At 65.5% G+C, this 18,564-nt stretch carries 22 protein-coding genes; 12 read left to right on the forward strand and 10 right to left on the reverse strand.

From position 1 onward, the window contains the following. The first annotated feature begins 67 nt into the window (after positions 1 to 67). The 3 genes from E3C22_RS17640 (at position 68) to E3C22_RS17650 (ending at position 1,773) form a co-directional block, all read left to right on the forward strand. Positions 68 to 577, forward strand: coding sequence for a YbjN domain-containing protein (locus E3C22_RS17640; RefSeq protein WP_134759216.1), 510 nt, complete (start codon positions 68 to 70; stop codon positions 575 to 577). A 111-nt stretch (positions 578 to 688) separates the two neighbouring features. Further along, positions 689 to 1,441 (forward strand): AzlC family ABC transporter permease, encoded by a 753-nt coding sequence (locus E3C22_RS17645; RefSeq protein WP_245514692.1) that lies wholly within the window; start codon positions 689 to 691, stop codon positions 1,439 to 1,441. After that, positions 1,438 to 1,773: an AzlD family protein gene (locus E3C22_RS17650; protein ID WP_245514693.1), complete on the forward strand. Its 336-nt coding sequence runs from the start codon at positions 1,438 to 1,440 to the stop codon at positions 1,771 to 1,773. Before E3C22_RS17645 ends, E3C22_RS17650 begins: the two co-directional genes overlap by 4 nt. Positions 1,774 to 1,785: 12 nt before the next feature. Here the strand turns inward: E3C22_RS17650 and E3C22_RS17655 are convergent, their stop codons facing one another. From E3C22_RS17655 to E3C22_RS17665, 3 genes are all read right to left on the reverse strand, one after another. Beyond that, entirely contained in the window at positions 1,786 to 2,319 is a 534-nt protein-coding gene (locus E3C22_RS17655; RefSeq protein ID WP_134759218.1) for a cytochrome b, read from the reverse strand. Between the two features lie 193 nt (positions 2,320 to 2,512). Further along, positions 2,513 to 3,703, reverse strand: coding sequence for a vWA domain-containing protein (locus E3C22_RS17660; RefSeq protein ID WP_134759220.1), 1,191 nt, complete (start codon positions 3,701 to 3,703; stop codon positions 2,513 to 2,515). 144 nt (positions 3,704 to 3,847) lie between these two features. Then, positions 3,848 to 4,069 carry a hypothetical protein gene (locus E3C22_RS17665; protein ID WP_134759222.1) on the reverse strand — a complete coding sequence of 74 codons (222 nt, stop codon included), beginning with the start codon at positions 4,067 to 4,069 and terminating at the stop codon, positions 3,848 to 3,850. 311 nt (positions 4,070 to 4,380) lie between these two features. Between E3C22_RS17665 and E3C22_RS17670 the strand changes: the two genes are divergently transcribed. Next, entirely contained in the window at positions 4,381 to 6,354 is a 1,974-nt protein-coding gene (locus E3C22_RS17670; protein WP_167591579.1) for a methyl-accepting chemotaxis protein, read from the forward strand. 209 nt (positions 6,355 to 6,563) lie between these two features. On the opposite strand, the gene E3C22_RS17675 is transcribed toward E3C22_RS17670, so the two are convergent. The 4 genes from E3C22_RS17675 to E3C22_RS17690 all read right to left on the reverse strand — a co-directional run bounded on the left by E3C22_RS17675 (position 6,564) and on the right by E3C22_RS17690 (position 8,603). After that, positions 6,564 to 6,776 (reverse strand): hypothetical protein, encoded by a 213-nt coding sequence (locus tag E3C22_RS17675; protein ID WP_134759226.1) that lies wholly within the window; start codon positions 6,774 to 6,776, stop codon positions 6,564 to 6,566. Positions 6,777 to 7,005: 229 nt separating this feature from the next. Next, positions 7,006 to 7,488: a 30S ribosomal protein S9 gene (gene rpsI, locus E3C22_RS17680; protein WP_134759228.1), complete on the reverse strand. Its 483-nt coding sequence runs from the start codon at positions 7,486 to 7,488 to the stop codon at positions 7,006 to 7,008. Continuing rightward, a complete protein-coding gene (gene rplM / locus E3C22_RS17685; protein ID WP_134759230.1) occupies positions 7,488 to 7,952 on the reverse strand; it encodes a 50S ribosomal protein L13 in 465 nt (154 codons plus the stop codon). Before rplM ends, rpsI begins: the two co-directional genes overlap by 1 nt. A gap of 186 nt (positions 7,953 to 8,138) precedes the next feature. Further along, entirely contained in the window at positions 8,139 to 8,603 is a 465-nt protein-coding gene (locus tag E3C22_RS17690; RefSeq protein ID WP_134759232.1) for a PaaI family thioesterase, read from the reverse strand. Between the two features lie 103 nt (positions 8,604 to 8,706). On the opposite strand from E3C22_RS17690, the gene E3C22_RS17695 reads away from it, so the two are divergent. From E3C22_RS17695 to E3C22_RS17705, 3 genes are read left to right on the forward strand one after another with little or no spacing between them, the layout of a single operon-like run. Then, on the forward strand, positions 8,707 to 8,964 hold the full coding sequence (locus tag E3C22_RS17695) for a hypothetical protein (RefSeq protein WP_134759234.1): 258 nt from the start codon (positions 8,707 to 8,709) through the stop codon (positions 8,962 to 8,964). After that, entirely contained in the window at positions 8,943 to 9,758 is an 816-nt protein-coding gene (locus E3C22_RS17700) for an enoyl-CoA hydratase (protein WP_134759236.1), read from the forward strand. The genes E3C22_RS17695 and E3C22_RS17700 overlap by 22 nt, the downstream gene beginning before the upstream one ends. Next, complete coding sequence (locus E3C22_RS17705) at positions 9,755 to 10,336, forward strand: CoA-binding protein (protein WP_134759238.1); 582 nt, start codon at positions 9,755 to 9,757, stop codon at positions 10,334 to 10,336. Before E3C22_RS17700 ends, E3C22_RS17705 begins: the two co-directional genes overlap by 4 nt. Before the next feature lie 11 nt (positions 10,337 to 10,347). On the opposite strand, the gene E3C22_RS17710 is transcribed toward E3C22_RS17705, so the two are convergent. Beyond that, a complete protein-coding gene (locus E3C22_RS17710; protein WP_167591580.1) occupies positions 10,348 to 11,505 on the reverse strand; it encodes a GGDEF domain-containing protein in 1,158 nt (385 codons plus the stop codon). A 480-nt stretch (positions 11,506 to 11,985) separates the two neighbouring features. On the opposite strand from E3C22_RS17710, the gene E3C22_RS17715 reads away from it, so the two are divergent. Further along, the gene (locus E3C22_RS17715) at positions 11,986 to 12,714 is read left to right on the forward strand and encodes a sulfotransferase-like domain-containing protein (protein ID WP_134759242.1); all 729 of its coding nucleotides are present in this window, start codon (positions 11,986 to 11,988) and stop codon (positions 12,712 to 12,714) included. A gap of 100 nt (positions 12,715 to 12,814) precedes the next feature. Here the strand turns inward: E3C22_RS17715 and E3C22_RS17720 are convergent, their stop codons facing one another. Further along, the gene (locus E3C22_RS17720) at positions 12,815 to 13,918 is read right to left on the reverse strand and encodes a Gfo/Idh/MocA family protein (RefSeq protein WP_134759244.1); all 1,104 of its coding nucleotides are present in this window, start codon (positions 13,916 to 13,918) and stop codon (positions 12,815 to 12,817) included. Between the two features lie 212 nt (positions 13,919 to 14,130). Here E3C22_RS17720 and E3C22_RS17725 point away from each other — a divergent pair, with 212 nt between their 5' ends. The 4 genes from E3C22_RS17725 to E3C22_RS17735 all read left to right on the forward strand — a co-directional run bounded on the left by E3C22_RS17725 (position 14,131) and on the right by E3C22_RS17735 (position 16,706). After that, entirely contained in the window at positions 14,131 to 14,589 is a 459-nt protein-coding gene (locus tag E3C22_RS17725) for a hypothetical protein (RefSeq protein WP_134759246.1), read from the forward strand. A 162-nt stretch (positions 14,590 to 14,751) separates the two neighbouring features. Continuing rightward, the gene (locus E3C22_RS17730; RefSeq protein WP_134759248.1) at positions 14,752 to 16,029 is read left to right on the forward strand and encodes an O-acetylhomoserine aminocarboxypropyltransferase; all 1,278 of its coding nucleotides are present in this window, start codon (positions 14,752 to 14,754) and stop codon (positions 16,027 to 16,029) included. A 102-nt stretch (positions 16,030 to 16,131) separates the two neighbouring features. Next, positions 16,132 to 16,275, forward strand: a complete 144-nt coding sequence (locus tag E3C22_RS24520; protein WP_167591581.1) for a hypothetical protein — start codon at positions 16,132 to 16,134, stop codon at positions 16,273 to 16,275. An 83-nt stretch (positions 16,276 to 16,358) separates the two neighbouring features. Next, positions 16,359 to 16,706, forward strand: coding sequence for a cupin domain-containing protein (locus tag E3C22_RS17735; protein ID WP_134759250.1), 348 nt, complete (start codon positions 16,359 to 16,361; stop codon positions 16,704 to 16,706). 513 nt (positions 16,707 to 17,219) lie between these two features. Here the strand turns inward: E3C22_RS17735 and E3C22_RS17740 are convergent. Further along, positions 17,220 to 18,506, reverse strand: coding sequence for a cytochrome P450 (locus E3C22_RS17740; RefSeq protein WP_134759251.1), 1,287 nt, complete (start codon positions 18,504 to 18,506; stop codon positions 17,220 to 17,222). Positions 18,507 to 18,564: the final 58 nt, after the last annotated feature.

Here is an 18,564-nt window from a genome sequence, read left to right on the forward strand (position 1 = left end):
GCCGGCTCTTGCGTCGGCGAGGCGCGGGCGGCAGCGTCGCGCGAAACGACGACACACGGGACTGCCCATGACCGACCGACCGGCGCGCGGCCTGCGCTCAGCCATTCTTCTCGCGGCGCTCCTGTCGCTCTTTGCCGGCCCGGCGCCCGCCACCGAGGCGAGGGCCGCCGCCGAGACCATCGACCGCAACGATTTTCCGGCGATGCTGGACCTTGCGAGGGGCTATGGCGAGGCGGAACTGACCAAGACCGAGACCGGCGATCCGGTGATCGCCGGCGACATCAACGGCACCGCCTATCAGCTGTTCTTCCTCGACTGCCGGAACAATCGCGACTGCCGCACCCTGAACTTCTACGCCATATGGGACGGCGCCGGCGTGTCGCTCGATCTCGTCAATCACTGGAATTCCCTTGGCGCCTACAACAAGTCCTACCTCACCGAAACGGGAATGCCAGTCGTCGAGCTCAACGCCTCCTCATTCGACCTGACCAGGCGGCGGCTCGCCGATCTCTTCGACCGCTGGACGGTCACGCTGGCCGAATTTCCCCGCGAAGTGCTCGACAAGGCCGATCAGTAGGGCTTGCGGCCCGCACCGCAGGAAAGCGGTTGGGGCTCGCCCGACTTGCTGTATCGTCACCGAACGGTCGAATCGGTCGCCTTGCCCCATCACCCTTTCCGGCAGTCCCCATTGAACATCGACGCCCCATCGAGCGACAGGCCGGCGGATGCCGCGAGCGAGCGCAGGGATGCCTTGCGGGCGCTGCTGCCGGTGCTGCTCGCGGTCCTGCCCTTCGGCATGGTCTATGGCGCAGTCGCGGTGCAGAAGGGGCTGACGACCGCCGAGGCGCTCGGCTTTTCCGGCGCGATCTTCGCCGGCGCCTCGCAGCTCGCGGCGCTCGAACTGATGGGCATCGGCGCGCCGATCTGGTCGATCCTTTTGACGGTCTTCGCGCTGAACTTCCGCCATGTGCTCTATTCGGCGTCGATCAGCCGGCATCTGGGCGGGTTTTCCCCGGTGCAGAAGGCGCTCGCCTTCTTTCTGCTGGTGGATCCGCTGTTCGGATCGGCGGAGGTACGCGCGGCACAGCGGCGGCTGACGCCGACATTCTACTTCACCTACGGCGTCACGCTCTATTGCAGCTGGCTGCTGGCGACCCTTGCCGGGGCGAGTTTCGGGCGGCTGATCGAGGACCCCGACGCCTTCGGTCTCGATTTCGTGCTGCCGGTCTATTTCCTCGGCCTCGTCATGAGCTTTCGCCGGCGGGCATCCTTCTATCCCGTTGCCGGCACCAGCCTCGTCGTCTCGGTCATCGCCTACTGGCTGGCCGGGCCGCCCTGGCATGTCAGCCTCGGCGGGCTCGCCGGCATTGCCGTCGCCGCGGTCATCGGCCCGCCCAAACGCCAGGCCGGGCGCGAGACGCGGCGGGGAGTGGCGTCGTGAACGGCGAACCTCTGCTCTCCGAGGGCGCCTGGTCGGTCGGCTCGATCTGGTTCATCATCCTCGCCGCCGGCGCTCTGACCTATGTGACGCGCTTCGGCGGCCACATCCTGATCCAGCTTCTCGGCACCATCCCGCCCCGCGCCTCGGCAGCGCTCGACGCTGTCCCTGCGGCGGTGATGACGGCGATCGTCGCACCGGTGCTCGTCTCCGGCGACTGGGCCGAGCGGGTCGCCATCGTCGTCTGCACGGTCCTGTCCTTCCGGTTGCCGCTGATCGTCGTCGTCGTCATCGGCACCGTCATGGTCGCTGCGGCGCGGGCGCTGTTGACGTGAGCTGACGGCCATTCACACCGTGCCCGGCACGAAGATCCGCTTCAGGACGTTGGTCTTGAACCAGAACTGCTGGGCCAGCGCGCCCACCACATGCAGCCCGATCAGAATCAGGAGCGGCGTCCACATGAGTTCGTGGACCTCGCCTGCCTCGCCGATGACAAGGAACCAGGCAACCAGACCGGCGATCGGCATGAGGATCAGGATCGCGTAGATCAGGCCGTGGGTGATCCTGGCGAGCCAGGACGCCCAGGTCGGTTCTTCGGCGGGGTAGGGCGGCCGGCCGTGGGCGAAGCGGTCCCACAGCCGGACCAGCGCCGCGACGAGCACCAGCGTTCCGGCAATGATGTGCACCCAGCCCCAGGTCTCGGTCGCCGCGTCGATCTCGGTGCCGCGACGCGTGGCGCGCCACATGTCGACCATCCATTCGTGGTCGATGAACTGGACGATGATCAGCACGACGATCGTCCAGTGCAGCGCCACGCTGAGAGAGGACCAGCCCGTCGAACGCGGGGCTGAGACGGGAGTGGGGTTGGCTGAAGCAGTCATTCGCCGGCGATCCTGTAGAGACAGTTCTGGAGGAGGCCGCGGCTGCGGATGCTGACGGCCTGTCGATAGCGCCGCACTATCTGTGCAGCGAGCTCATCAGGCAAAATAAGAATCGTTACAATCTGCACCAGTGGCAAGGTGCCGCGCCTTGCGTCCCGGCGATCTGCCCGAAAAGCGGCGGTGCGCCTGGCTTTCAGCGCGCGAGTTCGCGCGTCGCCGCCTCGATGCCGGCAAGCGTCAGCGGAAACATCCGTCCGTCCATCGCCTCGCGGATCATGCCGACCGACTGGGTGTAGTCCCAGTAGCGCTGGTTCGACGGGTTGAGCCAGGCGGCCTTCGACCACTTGGCCGTCAGCCTGTCCAGCCAGACGCCGCCAGGCTCGGCGTTCCAGTGCTCGACCGAGCCTCCGGGCATGGCGATCTCATAGGGGCTCATCGCCGCGTCGCCGACGAACAGCGCCTTGTAGTCCGGGCCATAGGTGCGGATCACCTCCTCGGTCGGGGTGACCTCGGCGTGTCTGCGGCGATTGTCCTTCCACAGCCGCTCATAGGGGCAGTTGTGGAAATAGAAGAAGTCGAGGTGCTTGAACTCGGCCCGTGCCGCGGAAAACAGCTGCTCGACCTCGCGCACGTGATCGTCCATCGAGCCGCCAACATCGAGGAAGAGCAGGAGCTTCACGGCGTTGTGGCGCTCGGGGCGGGTCTTCACGTCGAGATAGCCCTTGCGGGCGGTGGAATCGATCGTCGCGTCGAGCGCGAATTCCTCTTGCGAGCCCTGGCGAACCCAGCGTCGCAAGCGCTTCATCGCGATGCGGATGTTGCGGGTGCCGAGCTCGACGTCGTCGTCGAAATCCCGGAATTCGCGCTTGTCCCAGACCTTGACGGCGCGGCGGTGCCGGCTTTCGTTCTGGCCGATGCGCACTCCCTCGGGATTGTAGCCATAGGCGCCGAAAGGCGAAGTGCCGCCTGTGCCGACCCATTTGTTGCCGCCCTGATGGCGGCCTTTCTGCTCTTCCAGCCGCTGCCTCAGCGTCTCCATCAGCTTGTCGAAGCCGCCGAGGCCCTCGACCAGCTTTTTCTCCTCCTCGGTGAGATGCTTCTCGGCGAGCCGGCGCAGCCACTCTTCGGGAAGCTCACGCGCGGCGATCTCGCCCTCCGCCGCCCCCGAGACGGCCTCGACGCCCTTGAAGACATCGGCGAACACCCGGTCGAACCGGTCGACGAAGCGCTCGTCCTTCACCAGGCACGCGCGGGCAAGGAAATAGAAGGCCTCGACGTCATAGGCGACGAGATCGGCCTGCATCGCTTCGAGCAGCTGCAGGTGCTCGCGCAGCGTCACCGGGACGCCGACGGCCTTGAGCTTGAGGAAGAAGGTCAGGAACATGGCGCCGATGGTAGTGCGTTCGTTGTCCCAAGGCGAGCGACGAAAGACCGGATCGAAAAGGCCTTGATTCAGAAAGGCCGGGCCACCTTCTCGGTTGGCCCGGCCCATCGGATTGTAGTCAAGAGGTATGCCCGCAAACGGATCTTACCTCGATGGTTCGTCCGCTTCCTCATCGCCATCGACAGCCTCGGCCGGCCGTCGCTCTGGCTCGCCGCCAAGGCGGTCGATGCTGCCCGGCCGGTCGAAGGCGTTGTCCTCGCTCGGCCGCGCCTTGGGTGCGTCGCGGCGGTAGCCGAGATCCTGGTCGCGATCCTGCGCGTCGGGATTGTTCTGCTGGTTGTCGAATTTGTCCGGCGCGTTGCTCATCGTCCGGTCCTTTCCCTGCCACTGGTTGCCGCACCGTCGCAGATTCCTGCGGCCCGGTGCCTCAGCGCTAACCAACGGCTGCAGCCTTCGTTCCGCTCCCTTATATGCGCACCAGCGTAAGAATGTCATTTTAACTTATAAATTGCGCGTACTTTACGTAAATGCAACTATTGCCGATGACACCAAATCTTAAATCACGCCGATTTATTGCCTTGGCTAAAGTTGGACTGAACGCAAGTGAAATCCCGGTAAGGCTTCAGATATATTGGAGCCTCGAATTTCTGTTTCGCCAAAGAGACGAGGGACGACGCATGAGCGCCAGATCGAAGCGCCTTCAGAAGACCATCTCGATCGCCATCGTTTCGGCGATCGCCGCAATTCTCTGCGGCGAAATCGTCGTCGACCGGATGCATGAAGCGAACATCGCCCGCCTGCGGGAGACGACGGCTTCCGAGCTCGCATTCGCGCGCAAGTCTCTCGATCTCGCGGTCCTGCAGAAGGAAATTCAGATCGACGTCGTCCAGGTGCAGCAGTTCCTGACCGACGTTTCGGCGACGCGCGGCCTCGACGGTCTGGCGGACGGTTTCGATCTGGCCAAGGAACATGCCGAATCCTTTGCCGGCAATCTCGCCGCCGCACGCGATCTCGCGACGGGCCTCGACGCCAGGGAGACGCTGGCGACCCTCGACGAACTTCAGACGGCGTTCCCGCCATTCTACGCCCTCGGCCAGAAGATGGCACAGGCCTATGTCGCCGAGGGCCCGGCCGGCGGAAACCTGCTGATGGGCGACTTCGACGAAACGGCGCAGCGTCTCGGCGAGGCGGTCGACAAGTCGAAGGCCAGCATCGACGCTCTCCTCGAAAGGCTCGCCTCCCAGCAGAACGACGTTGCGTCCGACGCTGCGGTGAAGGCCGAAATCGCCTCCGCGCTGTCGATCGCCATGGGCGTGATGACGATCGTCGCCGGCCTTGCGCTCATCCTGTTCACGCGCCGCCGCCTGATGGCGCCCCTCGACCATGTCACCGACGCCCTCGACCGGCTCGCCCGCGGTGAGCAAGTGGACGATCTGGGCGAGGCCGGGCGCCGCGACGAGGTCGGTGATCTCGCCCGGGCCTTCCAGGCTTTCAAGCGCGCCGCCGAAGAGAAGGCACGGCTCGAGAGCGAGGCCAATGCCCGCCGGGACGAGGCCGATGCCGAGCGCGGCCGCGCGGCCGAGTTCCAGGCCGTGACCGCCCGGGAACAGGCGATGGTCGTCGCGGAGATCGGGCAGGGGCTCTCGGCAGTCTCGGCGGGCCGGTTGGCCTACCGGATCGAGGCGACGTTCCCGGCCGCATACGAAGGCCTCAAGGCCGATTTCAACTCGGCCGTCGCGACGCTCGACCGGACCATGGCGACGATTTCGCTCAGCGGCGAACAGATCCGCGTCGGCTCGCGCGAGATGTCCCAGGCGACCGACGACCTGTCGCGACGGACCGAACAGCAGGCGGCGAGCCTCGAGGAGACCGCTGCAGCGCTCGGCGAGGTGACGGACGGCATTCGGCGCACGGCCGAAAGCGTCGGCAACGCGCGCAACGCCGTCGCCCGCGCGAAGCAGGAGGCCGAGCAGTCCGGCAGCGTCGTCGACGGGGCGATCGCGGCGATGGGCAACATCGAGAATTCGTCGCAGCAGATCTCGCAGATCATCGGCGTCATCGACGAGATCGCCTTCCAGACCAACCTCCTGGCGCTGAATGCCGGCGTCGAGGCGGCGAGGGCCGGCGAGGCCGGCAAGGGTTTTGCCGTCGTCGCCCAGGAAGTCCGGGCGCTCGCCCAGCGCTCCGCCGAGGCCGCCAAGGAGATCAAGGCGCTCATCAGCCGTTCGGCGGATCAGGTGGCGGACGGGGTTCACCTCGTCGGCGAAGCCGGCGAGTCGCTGAAGGCGATCGCCGACCACGTTGCGACGATCAACGGCATCGTCCGCGAAATCGCCGCCTCGTCGGAGGAGCAGGCTGCGAGCCTTTCCGAGGTCAATACCGCGGTCACCAACATGGACCAGATGACCCAGCAGAACGCCGCGATGGTCGAGGAATCGACGGCTGCGGCCAACCATCTGTTGAGCGAGGCCGATGAACTGGCACGGCTGATCGGCCAGTTCGAACTCGCCTCTGCGCCCCGCCGGGCCGCGGTCGCGACGTCGCCGCGCAAGTCGAAGCCGGCCGCCGCCCCCCGGCTGCAGTCGGTCGGGAGCGCCGCGCTGAAGCCGGTGGCCGAGGCGAGCGAGGCCGCCGACTGGCAGGACTTCTGAGCGGCTTGGCGGCGGTTTTTGCCGCCGCTCGTTCAAGATTGCCCGAACTGTCGAGGGAGCCGACGAAAAAAGACCCGTCGCGGACCACCCCCGCGCCGGGTCTCGTCGTTTCGGGAGCGGCGTTCCCACTTGCGTCGCCGCGCCGACGGGAGGAAGGCAAGCGGCCGTGCCGACGCTGCGCGGTCCCGTCGGCGAGTTGCCTATGGCCGTCAGGCGAAGCGGCGGCGGACGAGTTCCTCCAGCACATTCGGGTCGACCTTGTCGCAGGCCATGAGCAGGCGGGCGATCGGCTCGTCAAGCAGTTCATCGAGGCTTGGCTCGCCTTTCAGGCAGTCCGCGGAGAGGGATTGCCGATTGCCGCCGCGCTCTTTGATCCAAGTGAAGAAACTTTCAAAAGTTTCTGAACTCGATAGGGAATCCATCGTCTTCGTCCTCGTTGATGGCAGCCGATATGTGCCAGATTCGAACGGCGGGAAGATGACAATCGCAATATATCGGCTGCCCTCACCGAAGGGTGACGGGAGCCTTGCCGGGAGGAACCGCCCAGCCGACGGCGGGGTCCGCAACCGGACCGGCGGGGCATGAAAAAAGCCGCCGGACGATTGCCCGGCGGCCGCTGCAATGGCGATCGCTTCGACCGGACGGTCGCGATCAGCGCTTGGAGAACTGGAAGGACCGGCGGGCCTTCGCCTTGCCGTACTTCTTGCGCTCGACCGTACGCGAGTCGCGTGTCAGGAAGCCGCCCTTCTTCAGAACCGAGCGAAGGCCCGGCTCGTAATAGGTCAGCGCCTTGGAGATGCCGTGGCGCACCGCGCCGGCCTGGCCGGAGAGACCACCGCCGGCGACCGTCGCGACGATGTCGAACTGGCCGTCACGATCGGTCGCAACGATCGGCTGGCGCAGCACCATCTGCAGGACCGGCCGCGCGAAATAGGCGGTGAAGTCCTTGTCGTTGACGATGATCTTGCCGGAGCCGGGCTTCACCCAGACGCGGGCGACGGCGTCCTTGCGCTTGCCGGTGGCATAGGCGCGGCCGAACTTGTCGAGCTTCTGGACATGGACCGGGGCGTCGGCCTGCGGGGCAGGGACGTTCGCGGCGGTGCCGAGGTCTTCGAGTGACGAGAGCTGGGACATCAGGCTGCCCTCACATTCTTGGAGTTCATCGCCCGGACATCGAGCGTTTCGGGAGACTGCGCCTCGTGCGGATGGTTCGGTCCGGCATAGACGCGGAGATTCTTCAGCTGGCGACGGCCGAGCGGTCCGCGCGGCAGCATGCGCTCGACGGCCTTCTCGACGACGCGCTCGGGAAAGCGCCCCTCGAGGATCTCGCGCGCCTTGCGCTCCTTGATGCCGCCGGCATAGCCGGTGTGCCAGTAATAGGTCTTGTCCCAGTATTTCTTACCGGTCAGGACCACCTTGTCGGCATTGACGATGATGATGTTGTCGCCATCGTCGACATGCGGCGTGAAAGTGGCCTTGTGCTTGCCCCTGAGGCGAAGCGCGACGAGGGAAGCCAGGCGACCGACGACGAGCCCTTCGGCGTCGATGACGATCCACTTCTTCACCACCGTCTCGGTCTTCTGCGAGAAGGTTTTCATGGGTTGCCCCTGGATGTTGGTCTTGTTCTCGAGGCAAGCCTTCGGGGCCGCCATACGAAAAGGGCGGCCGACGGGCCGCTCTTCGTGGGGGCTTCCATACGGGCAGCCGATCACCGTGTCAACGCCGAATGGCTGCGGTGGCCGGGCGCAATCCTCTGACATGCAGGGGATTGGGCGATAGTGGTATTATTTTACCGCAATATTCCCGGCGCCGTCCTTGGCCTCTCGCGTCGGCGGGATCGAGTAGGTCGCGACGGCATGGCAGACGGTGGTGCCGTCGTCTTCGCCGGAAATCGCCACCTCCACCACTGCCAGCCGTTTGCCGAGCTTCAGGATCGAGGCTCTTGCCTCCAGCGTCCCCGGCGGCGGCTTGATCAGGAAGTTGATCGACATGTTGGTGGTGACCGCCAGTGCCACCGGTCCGATATGGGCGAGGATCGCGACATAGGCCGAGACGTCGGCGAGGGTGAAGAGCGTCGGTCCGGAGACGGTGCCGCCCGGGCGCAGATGCCGCTCGGCGGCGACCAGCTTCATGGTGACGAAGCCTTCGCCGATCGCTTCGACGGAAAAGCCGCTCTCCGGCCCCATCACCTGGGGAAACCCCTCGCTGAGAAACCTGCGCAGTTCCTCGACATGCATGACCGGTTTCATGCGACGCCCTCCCACAATCCCCGGACCGCGATGCATTGGCTCGGGCCGGTCTCCCGACTATGTTCAGATCAGGAACCGCCGGCTGCGGCAAGGAGGCACGCGCATGGCGCCGATGATGAGTTCACTCACCGACGCTCTCAGTCAGGCCAGTCTCGACGACGAGAAGGCGCGCAAGGCTGCTGAGGAAGCTGCCGACTGCGCAGAGAAGCTGAACCAAAGCGACGAGGGGTTCACCGCCCTCGACCGCCGCTTAAAATCTCTTCCAGTGAATGGTCGTTTTCAGTCTCGGGAAGACGCTGGCGGTCCTGTTCCATCACCCGACAAAAAGCTGAAAGCCGCATGGCCGAAATTCTCGAAATGACCCCCGCGCCACATCCGATCGAGGTGCAGAAGGCTCCCGGCATCACCCGGATCGCTCTGTCCAGCCCGCCGGCGAATGCGCTGTCGATCGCCACGATGGATGCACTGTCCAAGGCATTGACTGCAGCAGCGAAGGACACCGACTGCCGCGTCGTGGTGCTCGCCGCCAACGGCAAGGTGTTTTCCGCCGGCCACGACCTCAAGGAACTCACCGCCCATCGGGCGGACGAGGACCGCGGCCGGGCCTTTTTCGAAAAGACGATGCGCCAGTGCTCGGCGCTGATGCAGCAGATCGTCCGCCATCGCTGCCCGGTGATCGCCGAGGTGAACGGTCTTGCGACCGCCGCCGGTTGCCAGCTCGTCGCCTCCTGCGATCTCGCCATCGCCTCGGAAGAGGCGCAGTTCCAGACGCCAGGCGTCAATATCGGGCTGTTCTGCTCAACGCCGATGGTGGCGCTGTCGCGCAATCTCACCCGCAAGCACGCCATGGAGATGCTGCTCACCGGCGAGCGGATCGACGCGCGGACCGCCCGCGAGTTCGGCCTGGTCAATCGCGTCGTGCCGCCGGAATATCTCGGCACCGTCGTCGGAAAATACGCGACCACCATCGCCTCAAAATCGGCGGCGACTGTCCGGATCGGCAAGGAGGCCTTCTACGCCCAGGCCGAAATGGGCCTCGCCGAGGCCTACGACCATGCCGCCGCGGTGATGGTGGAAAACATGCTGGCCCGCGATGCGGAAGAAGGGATCGGCGCCTTCCTCGACAAGCGCCAGCCGGAATGGACCGGACGATGAACGATCTGACCGCCAGCGATCAGGTGGCAGCCGGCGATGCCACATCGAAAGACGCGGCGCCGCTCTCCTATCCGGATGCGCTGATCCAAAATATCCTTTCCGAGACGAAGACCATCGCCATGGTCGGCGCCAGCGCCAAGGAAATCCGGCCGTCTTTTTTCGTTCTGAAATATCTCCTCGCCAAGGGCTTCGAGGTCATTCCGGTCAATCCGGGTTTGGCCGGCAAGACAATCCTCGGCCAGACCGTCTATCCGGATCTCAAATCGATCCCGGTTGCGATTGACATGGTCGACGTCTTTCGCGGCTCCGATGCCGTCCCCGGCATCGTCGAGGAGGCGCTCAGCCTCGCCCCGCTGCCGAAGGTGATCTGGATGCAGCTCACCGTCCGCCACGACGAGGCTGCGGCGGAGGCGGAGGCCGCCGGCATCACGGTGATCATGGATCGCTGCCCGAAGATCGAATATGCCCGGCTGTCCGGCGAGATCGGCTGGAACGGCGTCAATTCGCGGGTGCTGTCGTCGAAAAAGCCCAAGCTTGGCAAGGGCTATCAGAGCTTCGGCCTCAACACCCGCCGCTGACGGGCGCCCGTTCACGCGGCATGCGGCGCCGTGTTGGGGACGATGAGGCCGCTCGGATGGATCGCGACGCGGTCTCGGCCGGCATTCTTGGCGCGGGAAAGCGCCTCTTCCGCCGCCGAAAGGGCGTCGCGGATTGGCTCCTGCGGCGAGAAGGCTGCGACGCCGAAGCTTGCGGTCAGCCGATGCTTGGCGTCGAGGCCCGGATGATCCACGGAGCCGATGGCGGTGCGGATCGTCACCGCCAGCGACACGCCCTCGGCGACCGAGGTGGATGGCAAAAGCAGCGCGAATTCGCCGCGGCCGAGCCGGGCTGCCGATACGTGCGCATCGAGCAGGATCCTGCCAGCCGCCTGGATCACCGCATCGCCGACGTCGCGGCCGTAGCGATCGTTGATCCGCCTGAAGTGGTCGATGTCGCAGAGCACCACGACACCGCTCTGCTGGCGCATTCCCGCTGCCATCCGGTCGAAGGCGCGGCGGTTGAAGAGGCCCGTCAGCGGATCGTGTTCGGAGCGGTCGTGATAGCTCGCAATGACGCCGCCGAGAACCTTCGCGACGATGAGGAAGGCCGCGATCGGTGCCAGGAACGCGGTGATCGCGACGAGCAGGCGCTCGATTTCGAGACGCGTGAGACCGTAGACCGACAGCTCCTGCGGCTCCATTGCCGGATAGACCGGGATCCGCAGGATAAAGACGACTGCCAGCATGACGATTGCCGCAAGCAGCGCGTAGTCGAGAGGGCTCTTGCGGTGCAGCCGGCCGAGGCAGAGCAGCATGTCGATGAGCGCCAGGGCGGCGGCCGTCTTGAACGGCAGCGTCTGATAGACCGTCTCGATGCCCATTCCGGCGATGACCAGCGAGACACAGACCAGAACGGCGATCGTCGCGACGAAGGGAACGCTCGAGGGACTGCGTCCGATGGCGAGCCGGATCGTCTGGCTGGCGCAGAGATATTTCAGCGGCATGAGGACGGTGGCGCCGGTGATCTGCAGCCAGGTCTCGTAGCCGAAGGTGAGCACGACAATTTCGAGGCCGGAACAGAGCAGCGTCGCGGCGAGCCAGAGGAGCGAGGACTGGCTGCGCATTCCGCAATAGATCAGGGCACACAGCAGCGCGAGGGCGATGACCAGCCCGAAGACCGCACCGAAGATGCCGACAGTTTCGCCCACCTCAAGTCCTCGCCGCCCGTCTGGCGTTGCCTTACGACCGCGTGGCCATCGAGGTTGCCGGCGCGCCGTCAGCTGTTCGGCGCAACCGGACCCGCAGCCTTCCGACGGCCTCATTCCCATCTGATCGCCGGCCCGCCTGAGAATGCCGTCCGTCTCTTCGGCGGTGCCGCTTGCCCGGTCGTCACCCCCGCCAGATTGGAAGGCTGCTCCGGGCCGCGCCGGTTAGCGCGATACGATCAGGGAATCCCAAGCGCCGATGATTTGCAATATAATTTTCGGTAGAGAAACCAACCGTTTTGTCTCGCCTTCTGAAAAGCGTTGAGAATCCCGTCGGCTAGGAGAGCTGGGGACGACAGCCGATTTTCGGATCTGGCGCTTGAGCTTGCCTGGCCGAGGGCGAAGACTCGGCCATCCTCGCTGGCGGCTGCAGCTGAAACCCCCAGCGTCCGCTGCCTTGAGTCGATCGACAGGAGAATACCGATGACGGTTCGCATCGCCATGTGGTCCGGGCCCCGCAACATCTCGACGGCGATGATGCGCTCCTTCGGCGCGAGACCCGACGCGGCCGTTTCGGACGAGCCGTTCTTCGGCGCCTATCTCAGGCTGACGGGCGCGCCGCATCCGATGTCGGCGGAAACCATGGCTTCCATGGACTGCGACTACCGCTCTGTTCTCGCCGCGATCAGTGGCCCGGTGCCAGGCGGCGCGGACGTCTGGTATCAGAAGCATATGGCCCATCACATGGTTTCTGACGTCGGCATTGCTGACATGCCGGGCCACCGCCACGCCTTTCTCATCCGCACACCGGAGCGGGTCGCGGCGAGCTACGCCGCCAAGAACGCGCTCGATCGGCCCGAACTGCTCGGCTACGGCATCCTGCGGCGATATTTCGAATGGGAGGCGGAAAGGCTCGGCCGGGCGCCGGCGGTGATCGATGCCGACGACCTCTTGGCCCGGCCGGCCGAGACGCTGCAGGCGCTCTGTGAGGCACTGGAGATCCCCTGGAGCGAGGCGATGCTCTCCTGGGAGAAGGGGCCACACCCGGAAGACGGCGTCTGGGGCGCCCACTGGTACGCCAGCGTCAACCAGTCGACCACTTTCGCGCCGCCGCCGACCGCCATGCCGCGGCTGTCGCCTGCCCATCAGGCCATCGGCGACGCCTGCCGTGCCGATTACGAGGCGCTTCATCGCTACCGGCTGGGAGGGTAACGGACGAGGCGGCCGCGAACAGGCCCTCGCGTCCCTCGGCGACGACCGGTTGCGGATACTTTCGCCAGACCGGCCGTGATCACCATGCCACTGGTCGCGACTATTCCATCGGCACATCGATGCCGACGAGATCCGGGCTTTTTGCCAGTTTCAGCTCGCGCGTCTGGTCGGGGCCGATGCGGCGCTGGCGCGAGCGAGGCTCGAGTTTCTGCGCCTCGCCCGTCTCGATCGCCCGTTCGATCGCGGCCAGCACGATCATGTCGAGCACGCCTTCCTCGCCGTTCGGCTCGGGATCGCGACCTTCGAGGATGCAGTCGGAGAAATACTCCGTCTCGCCGGCGAACTGATCGACGACCGGCGCTTCGTGATGGGTCGTCTCGCCGTTCGTGATGAGGTCGTAGGTGATCGCGGTGCCGGCGCCGAAGCCGAAGGCCGGGGCGATGTTCATCGCGCCTTCCGTGCCGACCAGATAGGCCTGGTCGACGCCTTCCGACGAATAGGAGAGGGTGAAGCTCGCTTGCCGCGCTTCGGTGAATTTCAGGATGACGCTGACGGTGTCGTCGCAGCCGAGGCCGCGGTCGGTGCGCGAGGCGAAGGCCATGACCTCGACCGGCTCGGCCTCGAAGAGGTTGCGCACGGCATTGATCGGATAGGTGCCCATGTCCGGCACCGGCCCCGCCCAGTAGCCGCTGGTGGCGCGATGGTTCGACGCCTTGACCGTCTGCGAGAAGGTCGAGGTGAAGAAGCGCGGCTTGCCGATCTCACCCTTCCTTACTGCCTCGACCATGGCGACGGTGCCGGGTTCGCAGTGCAGCCGGTAGGCGATCATCAGCCTCGCGCCGGAAGCCTTTGTCGCCGCCTCGATGGCCTCTGCGTCCTCGACGCTGACCTCCATCGGCTTTTCGAGAAGCACATGGATGCCCGCCTTCAGGGCCGGCTCGGCGAATTCCCGATGACGGAAGTTCGGCGTCGCGACATAGACCGCGTCGACCTTGCCGCTTTTCAGCATCGCCTCGTAGTCGTCATAGCCGTAGACGTCGAGGCCGTAGTGCTTGCCGAGTTCCTCGCCCTTGGCCCTGTCGCCCGTGACGATCGCCGTCATCAGCGAATTGGAGGTCTGCCCGACGCCCGGCATGAAGGCGGCCTGCGAGATCCAGCCGCCGCCGACGACGCCGTAGCGGATTTTTCCTTCGAGGCTCGCCATGGCAATTCCCGCGTCTCGGACTGAAGTGACTGTTCGTCGGCGAAGTAGCACCGTCCCGAAATTCGTCGAGATCGGAGGATTTCGGATGGGCGGCGTCGTTGTCGTCTTTAGGTTGTGTATAATTGATGATACAATCAAAATCTCAAGCGGTACGCGCGCACAGCCTTCGGCGAGACCGGGCGTCGCGGGTGATCAAGACGGAGTTGACGACAATGGAATTCGTCGAAGAGCGCGTGCGCACCGCAAAGGCGTATGCCGAAGCATTCGGCGGAGTATCGCGGGTTTTCGCCAATAAGGCGGCCGTCCACGCGCTGAACGAGAGAATCAAGGCGAATTGGTTTCAGTCGGCGCTCCGAGAAAAACGTTCGAAGCTCAAACTCGGAGACGGCATTTTGATCGTCGTTTCATTTCATCAGCGTGAAACATTTGTCGGAACGGTGATCAAGGATGCTTGGCCTGACGTCGGACCTATAGCGTCCAATCCCGCTTTGGCCATCCACTGGTATAGGCAAAGTCCGAAGCTATACGCTGCCCCGAGTGGGGGATTTCGGCGAGAGGAAAGTTATCACTGGGACCGTGGGGGTTCGGCCGGCCAGTCCATCGACGACTTCCCGCAGCTGATCGGCGCGGAGCCACGCGCAGACCGCTGTTATATGCCGCAACATCCCTGAGACTTCGCCGTCGCGGCTGGGGCTTTGTCCGTTGAGTGGCAACGCCTTTGGCAAGACCGAATTCACCGCCATGTGAGATGCCGATACGGGCTTGCCAGATGTATCCACTGGGTGGTGCACGTGTTACTTCCTCCCTGAATTCGAGCATCAGGGAGGTACACAATGAGCGAACCGAAATTCGAGACGCTGGCGATCCATGCGGGCGCCCAGCCGGACCCCGCGACCGGGGCGCGTGCGACGCCGATCTACCAGACCACGTCCTTCGTCTTCGACGACGTCGACCACGCCGCCTCGCTGTTCGGGCTCCAGCAGTTCGGCAACATCTACACCCGCATCATGAATCCCACCCAGGCGGTGCTGGAGGAGCGGGTCGCGGCGCTGGAAGGCGGCACTGCGGCGCTGGCTGTCGCCTCCGGCCATGCCGCTCAGATGATCGTCTTTCAGGCGCTGATGCGGCCGGGCGAGGAGTTCGTTGCCTCGCGCAAGCTCTATGGCGGCTCGATCAACCAGTTCGGCCACGCCTTCAAATCCTTCGACTGGCGGGTGAAATGGGCCGATCCCTTCGATCTCGCCGACATCGAGGCGCAGATCACCGAGAAGACCAAGGCGATCTTCATCGAGTCCATCGCCAATCCGGGCGGCGTCGTCCTCGACATCGCTGCGATCGCTAAGATCGCCCATCGCCACAAGCTGCCGCTGATCGTCGACAACACCATGGCGACGCCGTATCTCTGCCGGCCGCTCGAGCATGGGGCCGACATCGTCGTCCATTCGCTGACGAAGTTCATGGGCGGCCATGGCAACTCGATGGGTGGCGTTATCGTCGACGGCGGCAGCTTCGACTGGTCGGCCGACGACCGCTATCCGATGCTGTCGGAGCCGCGGCCGGAATATAACGGCATCGTCCTCCACGAGACCTTCGGCAACTTCGCCTTCGCCATCGCCTGCCGGGTGCTCGGCCTGCGCGATCTCGGCCCGGCCATCTCGCCGTTCAACGCCTTCATGATCCTCACCGGCATCGAGACGCTGCCGCTGCGCATGCAGCGGCACTGCGACAACGCCTTGACGGTCGCCGAGCACCTGCAGGGCCACGAGCAGGTCGCCTGGGTCTCCTATGCCGGGCTGCCGGGCGATCTCTCCCACGAGCGGATGCAGACCTACTGCCCGAAGGGCGCGGGCGCCGTCTTCACCTTCGGTCTCAAGGGCGGCTACGAAGCGGGCGTCAAGTTCGTCGAGGCGCTGGAGCTGTTCTCCCACCTTGCCAATATCGGCGACACCCGCTCGCTGGTGATCCACCCGGCCTCGACCACCCACCGCCAGCTTGCCGACGACCAGAAGACCGCCGCCGGCGCCGGGCCGGACGTCGTGCGCCTGTCGATCGGCATCGAGGAGGTCTCCGATATCATCGCCGATCTCGACCAAGCGCTGGCGAAGATCTGACGGTGTGAGCGGCCCGGTGCATCACCTTCGATGCGCCGGGCGCTGCCTGCGGCAACGGCCGGTCCCAAAGGCGTCGCGATGGCGCTCCGACGGCCGCCAACGATGCGCCGCGACAAGCTTCCCCGGCCAGGCAGGGCTGCCATGCGGGAACGGCTGCGCCGGCTGCGCATTCCCGCCCGTCTGCCGATCGTCAAAAGCATCGGCCCGAAAATCGGAACCGATTTTCTCGAAAGCACGATGCGGTGATTCAATGACTGAGAGCGTTCTCCGTGCGTCCATTCGGACGCGCGGCGCTCCAGCGGCGAGCGGCACCGGACCAAGGAGCGACCATGACCGACCATCTGATCCGTTTCGACAAGGCGGGCGTCGAGCCCGAAACGGCATCGCCGGACAAGGAGAAGGTGAAGAGCGGACGGCCGACCAACAGGACCTGGAACCTCGAGGACGACGGCAACGGGCTCTATGCCGGCATCTGGGAATCCACCGCTGGCGAGTGGGATGTCGACTATACCGAGTGGGAGTTCTTCCACATTCTCGAAGGCGTCTCGATCCTGACCGAGGAGGGCGGCGAGCCGCTCAAGCTGATGGCCGGCGACAGCTTCGTCATCCGGCCCGGCTTCAAGGGGCGCTGGAAGGTCGTCGAGCCGACGAAGAAGCATTACGTCGTGAAGGTGTGAGGCTGCGGGCTGTACCGCTGGCGCCCTCGCACCTTCACCCTTCGAGGCTCGCTTCGCTCGCACCTCGGGATGACGAGGCTCTTCGGCCCTGTGCTTAAAGAATGGATGCCAGGCTTTCCGACGCCTTCGGGCGGTAAACGGGCGAGGACGCCGCGTGATATTTGATGCGGCGATACGGCCGGGCTCCCGACACATGGGCAACAGCGACCGCCGCGCCAATGAAAGCCCCTCATCCTGAGGTGCGTAGCCGCTCGGAGAGTGGCGGAGCCTCGAAGGGCGAGGGGCTCCGACACCGAAGCGGCATGCGCCGAACGCCTCCAAGACCGGCATCCGCACGCTCGCCCTTCGAGGCCGCCTGCGGCGGCACCTCAGGGTGAGGGTGCTTGGGTTGCGACGCTGCAGCTCGACGAATGATGAGCGGGTTCAGTTCTTTTTGGCCCGGCAGCGCGGCCGAGCGCGCGATACGCAGAGTTGTCCCGACGGGCCGGGAACGACAAAGCGGCGGGGCCGCCCTCAGGTCGAGCGACCAGGCGCGGCGTCCAGCCGCTTCAGCCCATGAAAGTGCCAGCTGTCGCGGTAACGCGGGCGCGTCGCAAGGCGCAGCCCCGGACACCGTGCGAACAGCCGCGTCAGAGCGATCTGCAGCTCCAGCCGAGCAAGCGGAGCGCCGATGCAGAAATGGATGCCGCCGCCGAAGGCGGTGATCGTCTTTGCCGAGCGGTCGAGAAAACGGCCGGGCAGGAAGACGTCCGGATCGTCATAGGCGGCGGGGTCGCGATTGGCCGCGGCAAGCAGCAGCGCCACCTTGTCGCCGCGGGCCAGCCGGACACCGCCCGACAGCTCGACCGGTTCCAGCGCATAGCGCTCGAAGAGATGCAGTGGCGGGTCGAAGCGGAGGGTCTCCTCGACGGCGGCTTCGGCCGCCGCATCGCTGGCAAGGAGCGAAGCCGGATCGGCACCGGTCGCCGCACTCCATTCCAGGATGGTCGTTACCGCATTGCCGATCTGGTGAACCGTCGCCTCGTGCCCGGCATTGAGAAGCAGCACGACCAGCGAGATCAGCTCGTCCCGTTCGAGCCTGCCGGCCTCGCTTTCGGCGGCGATCAGCGCCGAGACGAGATCGTCGCCGGGTCGCTTCGATTTCGCCTGGACGACGTCGCGCAGAAAGGACGCGAAGTCCTTGGCTGCATCGTTCGCAGCCATCTCGGTCTGCGGGGTGCGACCGGGCGTGTACATCGCCACCATGCGGTGCGACCAGTCGAGCAGCCGGTCGGCGGCCTCTCGCGGCACGCCGATGAGATCGGCGATTACCAGGACGGGCAGAGGCGCCGCATAGGCCGTGACGAGATCGACCGTGTCCGACGTCTCGAAACCGTCGATGAGCCGGTCGGCGATCGCCGCGATCTTCGGCGCCAGTCGCTCGATCTGGCGCGAAACGAAGGCCTTCGTCAGCAGCCCCCGCAGCCTCGTATGGGTCGGCGGCTCGAGCTCCAGCAGCGAGTTCGCCTCGAGCGCGTAGAAGGCCGCAAGATGCGCCGGCTTGCCGGAAAAATCCGGCCGCCCCTCGACATTATCGGGAACGATCCGTCCGAAGCGGCGGTCCCTCAGGATCGACGAGACCAGATCGTGCCTCGCGACGGCGAGGGCGCCGACCGCCTCCCACCGCGCCATGCCGCCGGCCCGGAGGAACGCGGCATAGGCGGGGTAGGGGTTCTGGAAGAAGGCCGGGTCGCGCGGATCGAGCGTGAGTTCGCCGGCGGCGAGGCGAAAGTCTGGGGGGAGGGCGAGATCGTCGGACATGCCGCTTCATCGCGCCGGCTTTGCTCCGACGCAATGGGCCTGTCCGCAATAGGCCAGT

The organism is Jiella endophytica (assembly GCF_004519335.1).
In the GTDB taxonomy this organism is placed as follows: Bacteria; Pseudomonadota; Alphaproteobacteria; order Rhizobiales; family Rhizobiaceae; genus Jiella; species Jiella endophytica.